The following is an 18,114-nucleotide window of genomic DNA, read 5'->3' as shown; positions in this document are numbered from 1 at the left end:
CTTTTTGCTGAATTTGATGGAGCAAATACGTCAGGCCATTCGGGAAGATCGTCTCGGCGATTTCCGTGAAGAGTTTTTTGAGCAGTATGGTTTCAACAAACCGAATGCAAAAAACTTTTAAATCTTGTATAATAAAATTTGATGCTTTAGGAAGGGGGAAGATATAAAATGATGGAACAATACGGTGGTATTTTCACGTTAGTACTTATGGTAGCGATTATGTGGTTTTTACTCATTCGTCCTGCTCAGAAGAGACAGAAAGCAGCGAAAGAGATGCAAACTAGCTTAAAGCGCGGAGATGAAGTGGTGACAATCGGTGGTCTGCATGGAACAGTTGATGCAGTTGATGAAACTTCTATATTTTTACGTGTAGCAGACACTACAGTTTTGCGTTTTGATAAGCAGGCAGTAGGAAGAGTTATTACAAACTGATAAAAAGCGGTTATCTAGTGGGATGTCCATAGATTGCCGCTTTTTTGTATGCTTGCGTATAGATTAGCTGACACTAGGAACACTAGGATTGTCAGGAGGCAGATATGCAATGCATGAATTATGGATTATCGGTATTCGCACGATTTTTCTTTATATCTTTTTATTGATTACGTTGCGGCTCATGGGGAAGCGAGAAGTTGGCGAGATGGGTGTCATCGATATTGTCGTCTTTATCATTATGGCAGAAGTCGCTGCGATGATCGTGGAGTCACCAAAGAAGCCGATCATTGAAGGGGTTCTGCCTATTTTACTGCTACTTGCTATACAATATATTTCCTCATTGATTTCATTGAAAAATAAAAAATTCCGCGATTTAGTTGATGGAGATCCTTCATTAATTATTAAAAATGGACAGATTCAAGAATTGGAAATGCGGAAACAGCGCTATAATTTGGATGACCTGTTTCAGCAGCTTCGAGAGAATCAAGTTGGTTCTATCCATAATGTAACGTTTGCGTACTTAGAACCTTCCGGAAATTTGTCCGTTTTCACAAAAGACGGTGATTTGCCGATTGTCGGTTTAATTCTCGACGGAGAAATTCAGCCGGAACATCTCAAGCTCATCGATAAGACAGAGGAATGGCTGATGGAAAAATTGAAAGATGAAAAAATCACAGATATTAGCAACATTTTCTATTGCTCCTATGAACAAGGCCAAGTGAAAGTACAGATGAAAGAGAGTTAGTAGCGTTTCACTAAATTGCGCAGCATAATCCAGTCCCTTTTTTTGATTTGCCCTGTCAGCAATAGCAGCACTAATAAAACCACGGACGTGATGACGCATTCCGTAAACAGATGATACGATCCAACCGGTATGAAAATCGGGCGCATGATCGCGGTCATCAAAAATGCAGCATATGTCATCGCAAACATGGAGAAGCCTGTTGCTGTCGCTTTATTTTGTCTGATGGTCGCGATATGAAGAAATGATGTGACTAGTACGCCGAAACCAATGGCGAGCACGGCACCGGTTTCCTGCAGTCCGGGCTGTGAAGCGAGAATGAACATGACCGCAAGTTTTGCGATGCCTCCGTAAACCGAGTTCATCATGCCGGCCTTGGCGTCACCGGTTGCCTGTAAAATAGAATACAACGGGCTCTGAATATAATAAAAGAAGAAAATAGGAGCTAAGAGTGTCATATAGCCGGCTCCCGCTGTGACATGGAATAACTTAACAGCTAAGTCCTCCCCATGAATATAAAATACTGTAGCGGCAAAAGCGCCGGTTAAAGCGGATAAACGCAGCGCGAGATGGATGCGCTCCTGCAGTTTTTTGACGTTGCTCGAAGCAGCTGCTCCGCTTACTGCCGGTACGAGTACAACGGACAGTGCATAGGGAATAAACGCCGGAAACAGCAATAATGGAATGAGTACACCTGATATGACGCCGTAAAGGGAAGTGGCGGCCACTGTTCCGACACCGGCCAGACTGAGTGCGCGCAAGAAAATAATAGGCTCTAAAAACCACGTAAATGTGCCAAATAACCGGCTGCCAGAAGAGGGAAGCGCAACCCCTAAAATCGGCTTCATTGGATAGCTGGGCTGTTTTTCGCGTAACTTAGGCTGTGTACGCTGATACTGTTTGTATTTGTATAGCAAATACAATACAGAAACCACTTCCGCTAAAAATGTGACTCCCATTGCATAAGCTGCGTTAATCATCGGATCGTTCGGCGCCAATATGTAAGGAAGCATCCAAGTAATCAATAAAATCCGGAAGATTTGTTCGATGACTTGTGCCCAAGCCGTTTCTTCAATCCGTGATATTCCTTGGAAATATCCTCTTATTAATCCGCCGATTGCTGCAATGGGAACAATTGCGATTGCTACATACAATGCCGAAGAAGTCGCTTCATTTCCCAGCAAGTTTCCTGATAAAAATGGTATAAATAAAATACATAACGGCAAAAAGATAGCTCCGGCAATTATTGTAATGACTGAGGAAGTTTTCATTACCTGCCGCATCTGCAGGCTGCCCTGGGCTTTTAATTCGGCAATCACTTTCGCCATAGCAATCGGCACGCCGAGCTGGACCAGCGAAAGGAAAAACACAAATGCAGGATAAGCAGTCATGTAGATTCCGACGGTTTCTTCTCCAGCTACACGCATAAATTGAATTCGGTAGACAAAACCGAGCAGTTTTGACAGGAAAACAGCAGCCATTAAAAAGATTGTCCCGCGTATAAATGAAGACACTGAAAACAACTCCTTCTCAACTCCCACCTTTTCAGCTACACTATGGATAAGGGTTGGGAATCCCAAATATAGTTAAGTGTATGTGCTATAATCAGGATTATTCCGCAACAAACGGACGAGGGGTGAAGTGGCATGAATCAACAAATGAAAGACTTGTATACACATATGTTTCCGGCGCTGGAAAGTAAAAAGAATGAATTTCATTTTTACGGCTACTCAGTTGTGACAGAAAAAGGTTTGTGGGATTATCTCGTAGAAAAGAAGTGGAAAAGGAAAGATATAGCCGCTATGCGTCCTCATGAAATTGTTCAAGATTTATTCAAATTATCTCCCGCGCAATTCATGACGTACACCCAGACAGAGGCTCAGCGCAATAGCAGCGCCTTTCCAGAATTAAGTGAAGAAGAACGGGCAATTTTGTTTTCACCAAGGAAAGCCGATTGATTGTAAATTGTTATCGTGAAGTATTTGACACAGAGTTCCTACTGTTTCATAATTGGTATGTCGTACAATGAGAGAACGAAGTACATAACAAGTGCTGTGCCGCTCTAGTATATGAGGGGGAAAAGGAAATATGAAAAACAGAGGCAGGATTGTCGCGTTTTTGCTGCTGGTTGTAATATTGGCATCAACGGTGTTTTCAACGACAAATCCGATTTTAAAAGACGTCAAGCTAGGCCTTGACTTACAAGGCGGTTTCGAAGTTCTGTACCAGGTAAAACCGCTGAAGGACGACGGACAGAAGATTACGGAGTCAATGGTAGCAGATACCGCACGTGCATTGACGAACCGGATCGACGTGCTCGGGGTCAGTGAACCAAGCATTCAAATCGAATCGAACAACCGGATTCGAGTTCAGCTTGCCGGGGTAGAAGATCAAGAGTCTGCCCGTGAATTGCTGTCCACTCAGGCTAATCTTTCATTCCGTGATGCGGATGATAATCTGATGCTTGACGGAAATGATTTGAAAGAAGGCAAAGCAAAAGCCAATTTCGATGAAAACAACAATCCGGTTGTTACACTTGAAATGAAGGATCCGAATAAGTTTGGAGAAGTTACATCTAAAATTGTAGAAAAGAAGCCAGACAATATGTTGGTTATCTGGTTGGACTTTGCTGAAGGCAAAAGCTCATTCAAAGAAGAAGCAGCTAAGCCAGATCCTGCATTTATTTCCGCTCCGTACGTATCAAAAACAATCAATTCATCAAACGTTGAAATTTCCGGAAACTTCTCTATTGAAGAGACAAAGAATCTAGCCGGTATTTTGAACGCCGGTGCACTTCCAGTGGAACTTGAGGAGATCTATTCAACTTCTGTCGGAGCGCAATTTGGTGAACAGGCACTTGATAAGACTGTATTTGCCGGCATCGTTGGTGTCAGCTTAATCTTTATCTTTATGGCACTTTATTACCGTTTGCCAGGTATTATCGCAGTCGTTACACTATCTGTTTATATCTTCTTGATCTTGTTGGTATTTACGCTGATCAACGGGGTATTAACACTTCCGGGAATCGCGGCTCTGATGCTTGGGGTCGGTATGGCAGTCGATGCCAATATCATCACCTATGAGCGAATCAAAGAAGAACTGCGTGTCGGAAAATCCGTCAAATCGTCCTTTACGGCCGGAGCGAAATCTTCGTTCACTGCTATTTTGGATGCTAACGTTACTACTCTATTAGCAGCTATCGTATTGTTCGTTTTTGGGACAAGCTCTGTTAAAGGGTTCGCAACAATGCTTATTATCAGTATTCTGGTCAGCTTCATTACAGCTGTCTGGGGATCTCGCCTATTGCTCGGATTGCTTGTACACAGCGGCATCCTGGATCATAAAGTAGGCTGGTTCGGTCTGTCGAAGAAACGAGTTCATTCGGCAGATGAAGAACTAGAGACATTAGATCTATCTACGAAATTTGACCGTTTCGATTTTGTTCATTCCAGAAAACGCTTCTATACGATTTCTATCGTGCTTTTACTTGTCGGTGCTATCATGCTTGGTGTCTTCAAATTAAATCTGGGAATTGACTTCTCAGGTGGTACGCGTGTTGAAGTGCTGGCTGAACATCAGTTAGACGAAGCGAAAGTGACGAAGCAATTAGAAGAAATTGGACATCCGACAACAGATGTCGTCATTTCAGGCGATCAGAAAAATATTGCGGTTGCCCGTTACAAAGAAGATTTCTCACAAGAAGAAGTCAATAAAATCAAAAAAGCTTTAAGCGGGATTTATGGAGCAGAACCGAACGTCTCCACTGTTTCGGATACTGTTGGTAAAGAACTCGTGAAAAATGCTATCAAAGCCTTGGCTATCGCAGCTTTTGGAATTATCATTTACGTTGCACTGCGTTTCGAGTGGCGTATGGGTCTGTCGGCGATTATCGGACTGCTTCACGATGCTTTCTTCATGATTGCGGTATTTAGTATATTGCGACTTGAAGTAGATATCACTTTCATTGCTGCTGTCTTAACAATTATCGGTTATTCCATCAACGATACGATTGTTACGTTTGACCGGATTCGTGAAAACCTGAACCGTTCCAAACATATCGACAACGAAAATGAATTGGCGGATATCGTCAATAAATCCTTGCGACAAACACTTGGGCGTTCAGTCAATACAGTCTTAACCGTTATCTTTGTTGTGGTTGCATTAATGGCACTTGGTGCAGAATCCATTCGTCCGTTCTCGATTGCATTATTGATCGGTTTACTTGCAGGTACGTATTCTTCTATCTTCATTTCGACTCAGATCTGGTTTGATCTGAAGAAGAAACAAATCAAGAAGAGTGGCGGACTGAAAGTGGAAAAAGAGAAAAAACAATGGGGCTCAGACGAACCAGTTGTTTAAGACGTTTGAACTATATGACGAACAGGGTATACTTCGGTATACTCTGTTTTTTTGATAGGAGGAATGAGTCGGATGAAATTCCAATGGACTATTTTGCTCAGTTTGTTATTTGCTATTATCATCGCGTTGTTCGCAGTATTTAATGTGGATTCAGTACCTGTCAATTTCTTGTTCGGAACAGAAATGATTCCACTTGTACTGATTATTTTAGGTTCTGCTTTACTCGGGGCTTTAATCAGCGGCTTCGTTGCGATATTTAAATCGTATAAAAACGGTCGAAGACTGAAAGCGCTGGAGAAGCAGTTGCAGGATAAAGAAGAAGAGTTGACTATGCAGAGAAGACAGATTCAGGAAAAAGACGAACGAATCTTGGAGTTGCGGGACAGAATCCCCGCGGTAGAGGCAGAAATCCTTCCGCCAGACAGTTTATGAGTTTAGAACAGGTGAGCTAGAACAGTCGCCTGTTCTTTTATATGTATTTAGATAAAATTCAGGCGCAATCACACCGAGCGTGATTTAGGTAGTTTCCTTTCCGTCTACTGTCATATTCGATATAATACGAGAAGAGGATGTGAGAGTAATGATACGATCCAAAAAAAGATGGCAGATTGACCGTCCAGATGAACAACTTGTTGCACAACTTTCAGCAGATCTGAATGTGTCTGCAATGCTTGCGAAAATTTTGGTAGCCAGAAATGTAACAGACAGTGTGCAGGCGGCCGGTTATTTGCAGATGGATGAAACCAGTCTGCATGACCCCTATTTATTATTTGATATGGAAAAGTCAGTTGATCTTTTGAGAACAGCTATAAATGAACAGCAGCAAATTACGGTATATGGAGATTATGACGCGGGTGCGACACGTTTCTAACTGAAAAGGTTAGACACTAGGGAGTCGCTTAAAATCCCTAGGAGAACTGATTTCTTGATAGGTGGAATGATTGGGTAACGCCTTGAAACGCCTACTCTAATACTCCGACATGCCTTCTCAATGGTTAAATTGAAAGGTGTGAAGCTCGGTGAAGTCGGCAGAGAGATACCGTAAGTTAGGGAAAGCATAGCGAGTACCTGACACGAAAACTGTCCAGAGGTGGATGGTGTTTCCTATATGCCGGGAGTCCATAAAGTATCTATGGTTAGAATGTGCTGCATAAGCACTGACGAATCTCTGAATGTACGGGTCTAGACGTAGTTGTCACAGAAATGTGACAGGTGGCAGTGCCATCGTATGTGTGGGCGAGTAAAAATCTGGCGTTATGAAACCCCATAACTTGTTATAGGCAAGTTCAAGCATACAGGACCATAGGAGAAACCTAAGGATATATGTAAGGATAAAGAAATTGGAACGTGGAAAGCGAAGGATGTGGAGGTATTAACCTACCTACGAAGCAGTTCGGTATATAAAGGGGCGACCTATTAAAACTGATTTACCATTCGTGAGAGTGGAGCCATAGTACCTTTGAAACCATGATAATAAGTGGTGGAGGAATAGGCTCTAGTCGGAAATTTCAAAGACTTATAAATGCATAACAGACACAGATTCGAGTATGACTAAAAGAATCACCACTTGAGAGAGGGGTTGATGTCTGTGGCAAATTCACAAATCGTTAAACATGTTAAAAAGTCCAAGCTCAGAAACGCAGAGTATTATCACATGCAAGATACATTTGACATGTTGTATGAACAAAGCAAAAATGACAGTTCTTTTAAAAACTTAATGTCCATGATTAGTTCAGTTGAAAACATTAAGTTGGCGTATCGAAATATCAAGAAAAATACAGGCAGCAAAACGGCTGGCGTAGATGGTCGAACAATCGATCATATTTCCGAGCTGACCGAGGAGCAATTTGTTGGTTTTGTTAGAAACAAACTGCGAGATTATAAACCGAAAGCAGTTAGACGAGTAGAAATACCAAAGCCAAATGGAAAAATTAGACCTTTAGGAATTCCCGCTATTTGGGATAGGATAGTCCAACAATGTATATTGCAAATTCTTGAACCCATAGTGGAAGCAAAATTCTCGGGGAGAAGTCATGGATTTAGACCGAACCGCTCAGTAGAGAATGCGATAGCTCAAAGTTATCGTCTTATGCAGAATTCAAAAATGTCATATGTAATCGATATCGACATTAAAGGTTTTTTCGACAATGTGTCCCATGCCAAGTTGTTAAAACAAATGTGGGCAATGGGTATTCAAGATAAGAATTTACTCACTATTATTTCGAAAATGCTTAAAGCAAAAATCAAGTTGCCGGATGGTCGAATCATTGAGAATGAGAAAGGTACGCCACAAGGTGGCATCCTATCTCCATTATTATCTAATATTGTTCTTAATGAACTTGATCGTTGGATTGAAAGCCAGTGGGAGACAATCCCTATCTGCGAAGATAAAATAATCAGACGTGAAGATCGTGGGAATTCCACGGACAAAGGAAATCAATATAAATCGTTACGTAAAACTAACTTGAAAGAGTGTTATATTGTTCGATATGCAGATGATTTCAAAATCTTTTGCAGTAATCCTAATCACGCCAAAAGATTATTTATCGCAGTACAAAAATGGCTGAAAGAAAGACTTGGTTTAGAAATAAGCGAAGACAAATCAAAAATAGTGAATCTCAAAAATGACTACTCAGAATTCCTAGGGTTTAAGATGAAGTTAATTCCAAAAGGTGAGAAATGGGTTGTGAAAAGTCATATGTGCGACAAAGCAGTTCAACGCACAAAGAAAAACTTGAAGCAAATCATAAACGGTATTCGTTATGATAGCGGTGTTAACGACCAAGCAAAAAAAATAGCACTCTACAACTCGACTGTAATAGGACTTCATCAATATTTCCGTACCGCTACAATGATTTCCGAAGACATGGGGAACATTGCATACGAAGTGAATGCATGTATGAAAGACCATCGTATGAAAAGGCGAATTAAGAAAACAGGTGTGATAACATCTGATTTTATTAAGAAAGAATATGGGAAGAGCAAACAATTAAGATTTATATCACGAGATCCGCTACTTCCAATTGGATTTATTAAACATAAGAATCCGATGATGAAGCGTAACACAGTTAATGCATATACAAAAGAAGGCAGAGAAGAAATTCACAAAAATCTGGCGACTGTTGATATCAGTATACTTCGTTTTCTGATGGAGCATCCAATTCCACAGCGAAGTATAGAGTACAACGATAATCGTATTGCATTATACTGTGCACAAAGAGGGAAATGCCACGTAACAGGGCAAATGTTAAATCCGATGACGATTCATTGCCATCATAAAGTACCACGGTTGCAAGGTGGTACTGACCAATATAACAACCTCTGTCTCGTTGATAAAGACATTCACATCTTAATCCATGCAAAAGATGAAGAAATAATCTCAAAGTATAAAAAGTTAATACCCAACTCACAAAGCCTGAATAAAATAAATACGCTACGAAAGAAACTGGAACTACAGCAAGTAACACTCTAATTGGACGATTAGACATACCAACGAACAAGTGAATTCTGTTAAGTTATGTAGATTACCAAAGCTTTGAAATTTTTCGATGGAACGCCGTGTGAGGTGAAAGTCTCACGCACGGTGTGAAGTGGGGGAAAAGCCGGAGATAACTTTCAAAGGTTTACCTATCACTATACGGCGTAACTAGCGTGACGGTGCTGACGACCGCTCTCGAGCGTCTTGGCGCGAAGGTGAATTTCGCTATACCGAATCGATTTGAACACGGCTACGGGCCGAATAAGGACTATTTCGAACAACTACATATTGAAGGTACAGAAATATTGATTACGGTAGATAACGGGATATCAGGTATCGACGAAATCGCCTTCGCCAAATCACTGGGGATGACAGTCATAGTCACAGACCATCACGAAATGGGGGATGAGCTTCCGGCAGCAGATGCTGTCATTCATCCGCGCCATCCGGAAGGTAGTTATCCCTTTGGCGAGCTCGCAGGAGTAGGTGTGGCGTTTAAGCTGGCTTCGGCACTACTCGGAGAGCCGCCGTTAGATTTATTGGAATTTGTAGCAATTGGCACTGTGGCCGACCTGGTTCCTCTGCAGGATGAAAATCGATATGCTGTGAAAGAAGGAATCCGCAGATTGCGACGTTCGAAAAGGCCGGCAATTAAAGCGTTAATGCAGGTAAGCGGTCATGAGCAGGATGCCCTGTCTGAAGAAACTATTGGCTTTACAATTGGTCCTAGACTGAACGCTCCAGGCCGTCTTGGTGATGCAGACCCCGCGGTTCATTTGCTGAAATCTGAAGATGAAACGCAGGCACTCGGCATCGCGGAAGAACTCAATGAACTCAATAAAGAGCGTCAGCAACTGGTCAAGGAAATCGCTAAAGAAGCAGAAGAGCAAATTCAAGTGCGCTATGGCGATAATATTCCGTATGTATTTGTCATTGAAGGGGAAGACTGGAATCCAGGAGTTGTAGGAATTGTCGCTTCTAGACTAACGGAGAAATTTTACCGGCCTTCCATTGTGCTGTCGATCGATCCCGAAACAGGCACAGCCAAAGGTTCTGCCCGTAGTATTGAAGGATTTAATTTGTATAAAGAACTAAAGAAAAGCGCAGAGATTCTAGCGCATTTTGGCGGTCACGAAATGGCTGCAGGCATGTCGCTGAAAGTAGAAGACGTTGATCTGCTGCGCAGTAATCTGAACGAACAGGCGAAGGAAGTTCTGACTGAAGAATTATTGCAGCCTAAATTGTCTATTGATGTCCCGTTGAAGCTCGATGAAATAGATATCGCCTCCATCGAAGCGCTTGAAATGATCCGTCCCTTTGGCATGGGATTCCCAAAACCTGTTTTCCTGTTGGAGGATTTAGAGACCGTTTCTGCACGGAAAATCGGTGCGTCGAAAGATCATCTGAAACTTGAGATGGGAGACGGGGTTGAGCGCATAGACGCGATTCATTTCGGCGCAGGAGCTCTCGCTGACGAGATGGCTCCAAACAGCAAGCTGAGTTTGACAGGAGACTTGCAGATCAATGAATGGAACGGGCGTAAAAAGGCGCAATTATTGGTAGAGGATATTAAATGTGATGAATGGCAGCTATTTGATTACCGTGGTGTGCGTGAACCTGCAAGATGGCTTCCGTTGATACCTGAAAACGCTAATTATCTGGCGTTTTCAGAACAGGCGATCCATCATTTCACACCGTTTTTAAGCAATCGGCCAGTCCAGTTAGTTGGAAGGGATACGGTGACAACTGCAGATTCGATCGTGTTATTAGATATGCCACAGAATGAAGATCAATTGAAACAAGCAATGTCTTCTACACAGGCGAATCGTGTATATTTGCATTTATATGTAAAAGATCCGATGTACTTTGAAAAGATCCCGGACCGCGAGCAATTTGGCTGGTATTACAGCTTTTTGAAAAAGAGAGGGTCATTTCATCTAGAAAATCAAATTGAATTGCTTTCCAAACATAAAGGCTGGAAAAAAGATATGATAAAATTCATGACAAAAGTGTTTTATGAGCTGGAATTTGTTACACTAGTGAATGGTGAAGTCACTATGATGGACTCTGCTGGTAAACGTGATCTGGCAGAAGCGCCGTCTTATCAAAAACGCCAACAGCAAATTAAATTAGAAGAGCTACTTCTTTATGCACCTTATCAGGACCTGAAGAAGCTATTCAACACATTACGTGTGGAAGCTGTTGAGGAGGAAAAATTGTGGATTTAAAAAAGTTTGTAACAGTCGTAGATGACTATCCAAAACCGGGAGTCAGCTTTAAAGACATTACCACGATTATGGATAACGGAGAAGCCTATAAATATGCGACCGACCAAATCGTAGAATATGCGAAAGATCTTGACGTAGATATTATTGTCGGGCCTGAAGCGCGCGGATTCATCATTGGATGTCCGGTTGCTTATGCTTTGCAGGTGGGTTTTGCCCCGGTGCGTAAGCCTGGAAAGCTGCCTCGTGAAACCATTTCTGTGTTCTATGATTTGGAGTACGGGAAAGATGAATTGACGATTCACCATGATGCAATCAAACCGGGTCAGCGTGTACTGATCGTTGATGATTTGCTTGCAACAGGCGGAACAGTAGGTGCAACTGTTGAGTTAGTAGAGAAATTAGGCGGAGTCGTTGCTGGCTGTGCTTTCTTAATTGAGCTTTCATACTTAAACGGTCGTGCAAAATTGAACAATCATGACATTCGTGCGTTAATAACGTATTGAGCAGAGAATCCTCCGCATATGCGGGGGATTCTTACTATATACAAGCCGTGAGATTGATTCATTATACATTTAAGTGTTAAAATACATAGTATAGTAATAATTAATTAGAACTTCGGAACAGGTTGAAAGGGGTAAGAGAATGGCGAAAAATCAAGACATGACAGAACAAGATATATTTGAGCTTGTCGCCAAATACATGAACGAAGAACACGTTGACTTTATCAAGAAAGCATTCGACGTTGCAAAAACTTCTCATGAAGGACAGTTTAGAAGTTCAGGTGAGCCATACATCAACCATCCGATTCAAGTGGCTGGCATCTTAGCTGAGCTACAAATGGATCCTGAAACCGTCGCTGCCGGCTTCCTTCATGATGTAGTGGAAGATACAGAAGTTAGTCGGGAAGACATCATCCGCGACTTTGGAGACGAAGTAGCGATGCTAGTAGACGGCGTCACCAAGCTCGATAAATTAAAATTTAAGTCTAATGAAGAAAAACAAGCAGAAAACCATAGAAAAATGTTTATTGCGATGGCTCAGGATATCCGGGTTATTTTAATTAAACTGGCAGACCGTCTGCATAATATGCGTACTTTGAAGCATGTGTCGGCTGCGAAACAGCGCCGTGTATCAGAAGAGACTTTGGAAATCTTTTCTCCGCTCGCTCACCGTCTTGGTATTTCCACAATCAAATGGGAACTTGAAGATATTGCGCTGCGTTACTCCAACCCACAGCAATATTACCGCATTGTCAATCTGATGAAGCAAAAGCGGACTGAACGCGAACAGTATTTACAGGACGTCATGGAGCAGATGCGTGTCGAACTTGATAATATGGGCATCGCTGCAGAAATGCATGGCAGACCGAAACATTTATATTCTATCTATCAAAAAATGGTCATTCAAAAAAAAGAATTTACTGAAATATATGACTTGCTGGCTGTACGTATTGTGGTCAAAAGTATCAAAGACTGCTATGCGGCGCTCGGTATTATCCATACACTCTGGAAGCCAATGCCAGGTCGTTTTAAAGACTATATCGCGATGCCGAAGCAGAATCTATATCAATCTATCCATACGACCGTTGTCGGTCCTGCTGGTGATCCGCTGGAAGTACAGATTCGTACAGAAGAAATGCATAGAATTTCTGAATTTGGTGTCGCTGCGCACTGGGCTTATAAAGAAGGAAAGAAAATGGCTAATCCTTCAAATGATATTGATTCAAAACTTACTTGGTTCCGTGAGATTTTAGAGATTCAAAATGAATCTTCCAATGCACAGGAATTTATGGAATCGCTGAAGTTCGATTTATTTTCAGATATGGTCTATGTGTTTACGCCAAACGGTGATGTAGTGGAACTGCCAACAGGATCAGTGCCAATTGACTTTGCCTATCGTGTTCATTCGGAAGTGGGAAATCGGACAACAGGTGCCAAAGTAAACGGGAAGATTGTTCCATTGGATTCTTCCCTAGAGACTGGCGACATCGTAGAAATACTGACGTCCAAGCAGTCATTCGGTCCTAGCCGAGACTGGCTGAAGATTGCGCATACGTCGCAGGCGAAAAATAAAATTCGTCAGTATTTCAAAAAACAGCTGCGTGATGAAAACATTATAAAAGGCAGCGAAATGGTCGAGAAAGAGTTGAAGTCGCAGGATTACGATGCGAAAGAAGCACTGAGTCATGCGAATATTCAACGGACAATCGATAAGTTTAGTTTTGCTTCAGAAGAAGATATGTATGCTGCTGTAGGTTCTGGTGGCATTACCGCTCAACAGGTCGTTAACCGGTTGGCTGAACGTTTGCGCAGAGAACGTGAGAAACAGGAAACACTTGATAAAATTGTTTCTGATATGAAAACACCTCAGCCGGATAAACAAACGGAATCCGGCGTAATCGTTAAAGATATAGACAATATGCTGATTCGTATTTCTAAATGTTGTAACCCAGTACCAGGAGATGAGATTGTTGGTTTCATTACAAGAGGGCGGGGTGTTTCCGTGCATAGAACAGACTGTACGAACATTCTTTCTGAAGGTGGCGAGAGTGAACGGTTGATCGATGTGAAATGGGCGATGTCGGATGAAGAAAGCCGTAAAGAATTCCAGGTAGATATTGAAATTTCGGCGTTCGACAGGCAAGGCCTGCTGAATGAAGTAATGATGGTCGTGGCAGATATGTCCACACCAATTATTGCAGTCAGCGGCAAAGCAGATAAAGACGACATTGCACATATTCATATGTCAATTAAGATTAAGAACATCACACATTTACAACGGACAGTCGAGAAAATCAAACAGATTAAAGATGTGTATTCGGTTGAACGAGTGATGAACTAATACGAAAGCGAGGCTTACTAATGCGGGTACTATTGCAGCGAGCAAAAGATGCCTCTGTCGTCGTAGATGGAGAAATCATCGGCTCGATCGAAAAAGGCTATGTATTATTAGTTGGAATTACACATAAAGACACGGAAAAAGACGCAGCCTACATCGCAAAGAAGATCGCAGGGCTGCGCATTTATGAAGATGAGGAAGGCAAAATGAACCGTTCAATTGATGAAGTGGCAGGCAGTATTTTATCTGTCTCCCAGTTCACATTATACGGCAATGTTCAAAAGGGCAGACGCCCCAGCTTTATCCAGGCAGCTCGCCCGGATCAAGCGGAGCCGTTGTGGGAATACTTTAATGAACAGCTGCGCGAACTAGGGCTGAACGTAGAAACAGGACAGTTCGGCGCGATGATGGAGGTCCAGTTAACGAATGATGGACCTGTTACTTTGATTATAGAATCTCCGCAAGGGTAATGAGCACCGACTTTTTCGGTGCTTTTTTTATTCTCAAAAATAATTTGCGTAAAATAATTATTTTTTCTAAATAAGGAAACCTATTCTTCCGCCATAACGTATGAATATGGATTTTAAATATAAACAGGGGGTTATTGTCATGATTCTTGAAGGAGCAATGTTAGAAGTAAAAGAAGGGATGCAAGAGGAATTTGAAGAAGCTTTTCGCGTGGCCTCGTCTATTATTTCTTCTATGAAAGGATACATTTCTCATGAATTGCAAAGATGTATAGAAGTTGAGGGGAAGTATTTACTTTTGGTGAGATGGGTAAGTGTAGAGGACCACACCATTGGATTCCGTCAATCCGCAGAATATATGGAATGGAAACGGATTTTACATCATTTTTACGAACCCTTTCCTGTTGTTGAACACTTTCAAAAGGTCAGCTTTACATAATCAGATATACTAGACTAAGGGGCTTATATAGAGTAGAAAACAGAAGTATTCCAGTCCGTGATAAATTTGTTCGAAAGTTCCTTACAAATAATGAATACCCAAAATTGATTTTAGAAAATAACGATGTTTGCTTAACTATAGGAAAATGAATAGTGATAAAATGCATAAAAATTCATGCCTCAATAAATGGAAAACTAGATTAGAAAACTCATTAAAGTCGATTAAGGAGAATGATGGAAATTTATGATCAAAATAGTTGGTACTAAAATTACTTTAAGAGAAATTACTCTTAAAGATGTAGAGGATTTTTATTACTGGAAATATATTGAGAAAGAACAGGCCGCTAAAAAGTGGAACGGTCCTTACATTCCAGAGGAAATGAAAACAAAAGATCAGTTTACAGAAGAATTATTGAATCATAATGAAATACTTCCGAATGTTCCAGACACATTACTTATCGAAGTTGAAGGGAAATTCATTGGAGCTGTCAGTGCATATTGGATTGACAAGAATACCAATTGGCTAGAAACAGGTATTGTTATTTATGACAAAGATTTTTGGAATGGCGGTTATGGTTTTGAAGCTTATAAATTATGGATCGATTTTCTCTTCCAGGCTACTGACTTACATAGACTCGGGATGTCTACGTGGTCAGGAAATATACGCATGATGAAAGTGGCCGAGAAAATTGGGATGCAGGAAGAGGGACGAATCAGAAATGCCAGAACGGTAGAAGGCCAATTTTATGATGCCATTAAGATGGGGATGTTGCGGGATGAGTGGGAAGAACGCTAATAAATAGTTGCAGCTGCAGAAGAAACACTGGACTTAAAAAGAGCTACATACATTTGGAAATGAAGAAATTCCAAACAGTATTCAGGAAATAATTGTAACTTTCGTTAAGTAATGCCGTCTGTATACAAGAGACTATATTATGAAAATATGGTTCATGAATCCGCCATTCAAGAAATGTCCGAAAATATGCCCAAGACTTACTGATTTACAGACGTATAAATAAAAGCTAAAGGGTGAGTATGTGTGAAGCGGTTTGGAATGATCTTTGGAGTAGTCTTAGTTATCGTGGCAGTCTATATATTTGTAAATAAATCGTACTATCCTTCCCTGCCTATTGACAATTTATCTGCAAATGAAGTACTGGAAAAACTAAAGAGTTCTGATGAAAAAATCGCAGAGATCGCAGCAGCAGATGATTCTATTTGGTATATCACAAGAAGCAGAAACAAAGATCATTCGGCAGTCGATGAAAATATTAAACAGATGATGAATTCAAATGGCTGGGAGTTTAGGTCCAAAGAGGGTTCTGGATTATTTTTTGAGAAGGAAGATGAACAATTAATTGTTACCACACAAATGTGGACTAAAAAATATGTGGTTGTTCAGGTACCGAATGCATACAGAGAACATTAAAAAAGCTAGAGAATGTTCGCCGATCTTGAATTAAGCCCTGACCTTTAACAAAATGATAAAAGACTCTCAAAAGTTAGGAGTTATCAGATGAACCCTAGTGAACTTATATATTTTTTTATGATCGGTATTCCAGTTTTTACTTTGGCGATCTTACTTTGGTTTATTTTTAGAAGACGAAAGAATATCGCAGTCGTACTGACCGCCATTTTGCTCATTGGGTATATCAGTTATATTCTGTACTATCCCACTATGAAAATGCATACGCATGCTGAGCGCTACGAGCAAGTTACTGATTATCTGACAAAAAATTATCCTGAGCGTAAATTTACTATTTTACCGGAGTATTATGAACAGGGTTATAGTGTCGGCCAGTTTGATGTGAGTGATACAAAGACGCCAGCAATAGGGGTAACGTTACGTGTAGATAAGAAAGGACAAGTTACACAAACAAGCAGCTGGTCAAATCTTGATTATCCAACACAGCAAGAACTTTGGCGGGAAATCGAATATTTTTATGGAGAACCTTATACATTGGATAAAAAACTCTCTAACATTACGAAAGTAGATGAGTGGATTGATGGTGAACTGACAGCTTTTGCATTAACAATTGATGAAACACCCGCAATTGCTTTGTTTACTTATTCCAAAGAAGGTTATGGCTTAGTGGATTTACAACAGGGAGAGCGTGAAGGATTTGTAGTTGTCGAGAGTGATGGCTACGTATTTGTTTTTACTGATGAAAAATATGGTGGAAAGTCTATCACAAAGAATCTGGACAAAGGCAAGGAATTCACATTGAATATCGACCAGCAAAAAGGAAGGCTAATTGTTGAAAAGCAACAGTAACCACTATGCTGAAAATAAGTAACAGTTTACTAAAGGTACCATTAATATAATTGTACCTGTATAAGTTGAATTTAAAAATTATGTTGACGGAGTTACTTAGCACCGTTGATTTTAACCTCTTTTCAGAGCTGAAAATAAGTTGTTCTATTCATTGGGGATTTAGTTGAATAAAAGTTGTTCAGGAATAGAGCCATTGTTTGTTGAAAAAATCATTTGCGCAGTTGTAGAATTAGCCGAAGTTAAAATATATATTAAGGAGTTGTTAATATGTTCAAAAAGAGAAAAGTATCTTTTCTTTTAGCTATGCTACTTACTTTTAGTTTTATACCATTTACTTTATCCGGATGTTCCAAAACGAAAGATAACACTGTATATATCAATGATGAGTATGGATTTAGTATGGAATTCCCTGAAAGTTGGGATGGAGAATTTGAAATTAATCCATATGAATATGGTCTAATTATATCTTCTGAATTAAATGAAATTACAACACTTGCTTATATTCACAAGTACACAGACCAAGAATGGGAAGAATTAAATTATGGAACTGATTTACCCGTTTCATATCAAATGTTAGAAGAAAACAAAGAAGACGTTTTTGTTTTAATTTATCCTGGTGATGTAAGTTACGATATAGAAAATGAAAAGTCAGTAAAAAAGTATGAAGAAATGATATTAGACTTGCAGGGTGGAAATTTCACTTTTGAATTGAATGATTAGCAAATGGGCAGTGAATATCATTCATAAAATATACAGTTAGATTATTCTATAATCGGGTGCTTTGATCGTATTAAGATTTGTGCTTCAAACGGGCTAGGTTGCGAAATTGGACGAGTGAGTCCTTTATACGAATTGTA

At 40.6% G+C, this 18,114-nt stretch carries 17 protein-coding genes and 1 pseudogene; 17 read left to right on the top strand and 1 reads right to left on the bottom strand.

Annotated elements, in window-relative coordinates:
- The 3 genes and pseudogenes from Q1J64_RS06920 to Q1J64_RS06910 all read left to right on the top strand — a co-directional run.
- Positions 1–121, top strand: a pseudogene (locus tag Q1J64_RS06920) (tRNA guanosine(34) transglycosylase Tgt); the annotation flags it as partial.
- Positions 122–171: 50 nt separating this feature from the next.
- Positions 172–432 (top strand): preprotein translocase subunit YajC, encoded by a 261-nt coding sequence (gene yajC / locus Q1J64_RS06915; RefSeq protein ID WP_301108347.1) that lies wholly within the window; start codon positions 172–174, stop codon positions 430–432.
- A 109-nt stretch (positions 433–541) separates the two neighbouring features.
- A complete protein-coding gene (locus Q1J64_RS06910; RefSeq protein ID WP_301108346.1) occupies positions 542–1,177 on the top strand; it encodes a DUF421 domain-containing protein in 636 nt (211 codons plus the stop codon).
- On the opposite strand, the gene Q1J64_RS06905 is transcribed toward Q1J64_RS06910, so the two are convergent.
- The gene (locus tag Q1J64_RS06905) at positions 1,174–2,688 is read right to left on the bottom strand and encodes a putative polysaccharide biosynthesis protein (RefSeq protein ID WP_301108345.1); all 1,515 of its coding nucleotides are present in this window, start codon (positions 2,686–2,688) and stop codon (positions 1,174–1,176) included. The genes Q1J64_RS06910 and Q1J64_RS06905 overlap by 4 nt on opposite strands.
- A gap of 132 nt (positions 2,689–2,820) precedes the next feature.
- Here Q1J64_RS06905 and Q1J64_RS06900 point away from each other — a divergent pair, with 132 nt between their 5' ends.
- From Q1J64_RS06900 to Q1J64_RS06835, 14 genes are all read left to right on the top strand, one after another.
- Positions 2,821–3,132, top strand: a complete 312-nt coding sequence (locus Q1J64_RS06900) for a post-transcriptional regulator (RefSeq protein ID WP_301108344.1) — start codon at positions 2,821–2,823, stop codon at positions 3,130–3,132.
- A 130-nt stretch (positions 3,133–3,262) separates the two neighbouring features.
- On the top strand, positions 3,263–5,533 hold the full coding sequence (secDF, locus tag Q1J64_RS06895; protein WP_301108343.1) for a protein translocase subunit SecDF: 2,271 nt from the start codon (positions 3,263–3,265) through the stop codon (positions 5,531–5,533).
- A gap of 72 nt (positions 5,534–5,605) precedes the next feature.
- Positions 5,606–5,965 (top strand): LapA family protein, encoded by a 360-nt coding sequence (locus tag Q1J64_RS06890; RefSeq protein ID WP_301108342.1) that lies wholly within the window; start codon positions 5,606–5,608, stop codon positions 5,963–5,965.
- Positions 5,966–6,113: 148 nt separating this feature from the next.
- On the top strand, positions 6,114–6,404 hold the full coding sequence (locus Q1J64_RS06885) for a single-stranded DNA-binding protein (RefSeq protein WP_301108341.1): 291 nt from the start codon (positions 6,114–6,116) through the stop codon (positions 6,402–6,404).
- 717 nt (positions 6,405–7,121) lie between these two features.
- Positions 7,122–9,005: a group II intron reverse transcriptase/maturase gene (gene ltrA / locus Q1J64_RS06880; RefSeq protein WP_483315953.1), complete on the top strand. Its 1,884-nt coding sequence runs from the start codon at positions 7,122–7,124 to the stop codon at positions 9,003–9,005.
- A gap of 179 nt (positions 9,006–9,184) precedes the next feature.
- Complete coding sequence (recJ, locus tag Q1J64_RS06875; RefSeq protein WP_301108339.1) at positions 9,185–11,239, top strand: single-stranded-DNA-specific exonuclease RecJ; 2,055 nt, start codon at positions 9,185–9,187, stop codon at positions 11,237–11,239.
- Entirely contained in the window at positions 11,230–11,742 is a 513-nt protein-coding gene (locus Q1J64_RS06870; RefSeq protein WP_301108338.1) for an adenine phosphoribosyltransferase, read from the top strand. The genes recJ and Q1J64_RS06870 overlap by 10 nt, the downstream gene beginning before the upstream one ends.
- A 139-nt stretch (positions 11,743–11,881) precedes the next feature.
- Positions 11,882–14,080, top strand: a complete 2,199-nt coding sequence (locus Q1J64_RS06865; protein WP_301108337.1) for a RelA/SpoT family protein — start codon at positions 11,882–11,884, stop codon at positions 14,078–14,080.
- Between the two features lie 20 nt (positions 14,081–14,100).
- The gene (gene dtd, locus Q1J64_RS06860; RefSeq protein ID WP_301108336.1) at positions 14,101–14,547 is read left to right on the top strand and encodes a D-aminoacyl-tRNA deacylase; all 447 of its coding nucleotides are present in this window, start codon (positions 14,101–14,103) and stop codon (positions 14,545–14,547) included.
- A 139-nt stretch (positions 14,548–14,686) separates the two neighbouring features.
- A complete protein-coding gene (locus tag Q1J64_RS06855) occupies positions 14,687–14,983 on the top strand; it encodes an antibiotic biosynthesis monooxygenase family protein (protein WP_301108335.1) in 297 nt (98 codons plus the stop codon).
- A gap of 243 nt (positions 14,984–15,226) precedes the next feature.
- Entirely contained in the window at positions 15,227–15,778 is a 552-nt protein-coding gene (locus Q1J64_RS06850) for a GNAT family N-acetyltransferase (protein WP_301108334.1), read from the top strand.
- Positions 15,779–16,021: 243 nt separating this feature from the next.
- The gene (locus Q1J64_RS06845; RefSeq protein WP_301108333.1) at positions 16,022–16,411 is read left to right on the top strand and encodes a hypothetical protein; all 390 of its coding nucleotides are present in this window, start codon (positions 16,022–16,024) and stop codon (positions 16,409–16,411) included.
- Between the two features lie 87 nt (positions 16,412–16,498).
- A complete protein-coding gene (locus Q1J64_RS06840) occupies positions 16,499–17,257 on the top strand; it encodes a hypothetical protein (protein WP_301108332.1) in 759 nt (252 codons plus the stop codon).
- 267 nt (positions 17,258–17,524) lie between these two features.
- On the top strand, positions 17,525–17,977 hold the full coding sequence (locus Q1J64_RS06835) for a hypothetical protein (RefSeq protein WP_301108331.1): 453 nt from the start codon (positions 17,525–17,527) through the stop codon (positions 17,975–17,977).
- The last annotated feature ends 137 nt before the right edge of the window (positions 17,978–18,114 follow it).

The sequence above is a fragment of the Sporosarcina sp. genome, from assembly GCF_029257255.1.
Lineage (GTDB): Bacteria > Bacillota > Bacilli > Bacillales_A > Planococcaceae > Sporosarcina.
Note: the sequence above shows the minus strand (reverse complement) of the source record. Positions and strands in the feature narration are given on the sequence as shown.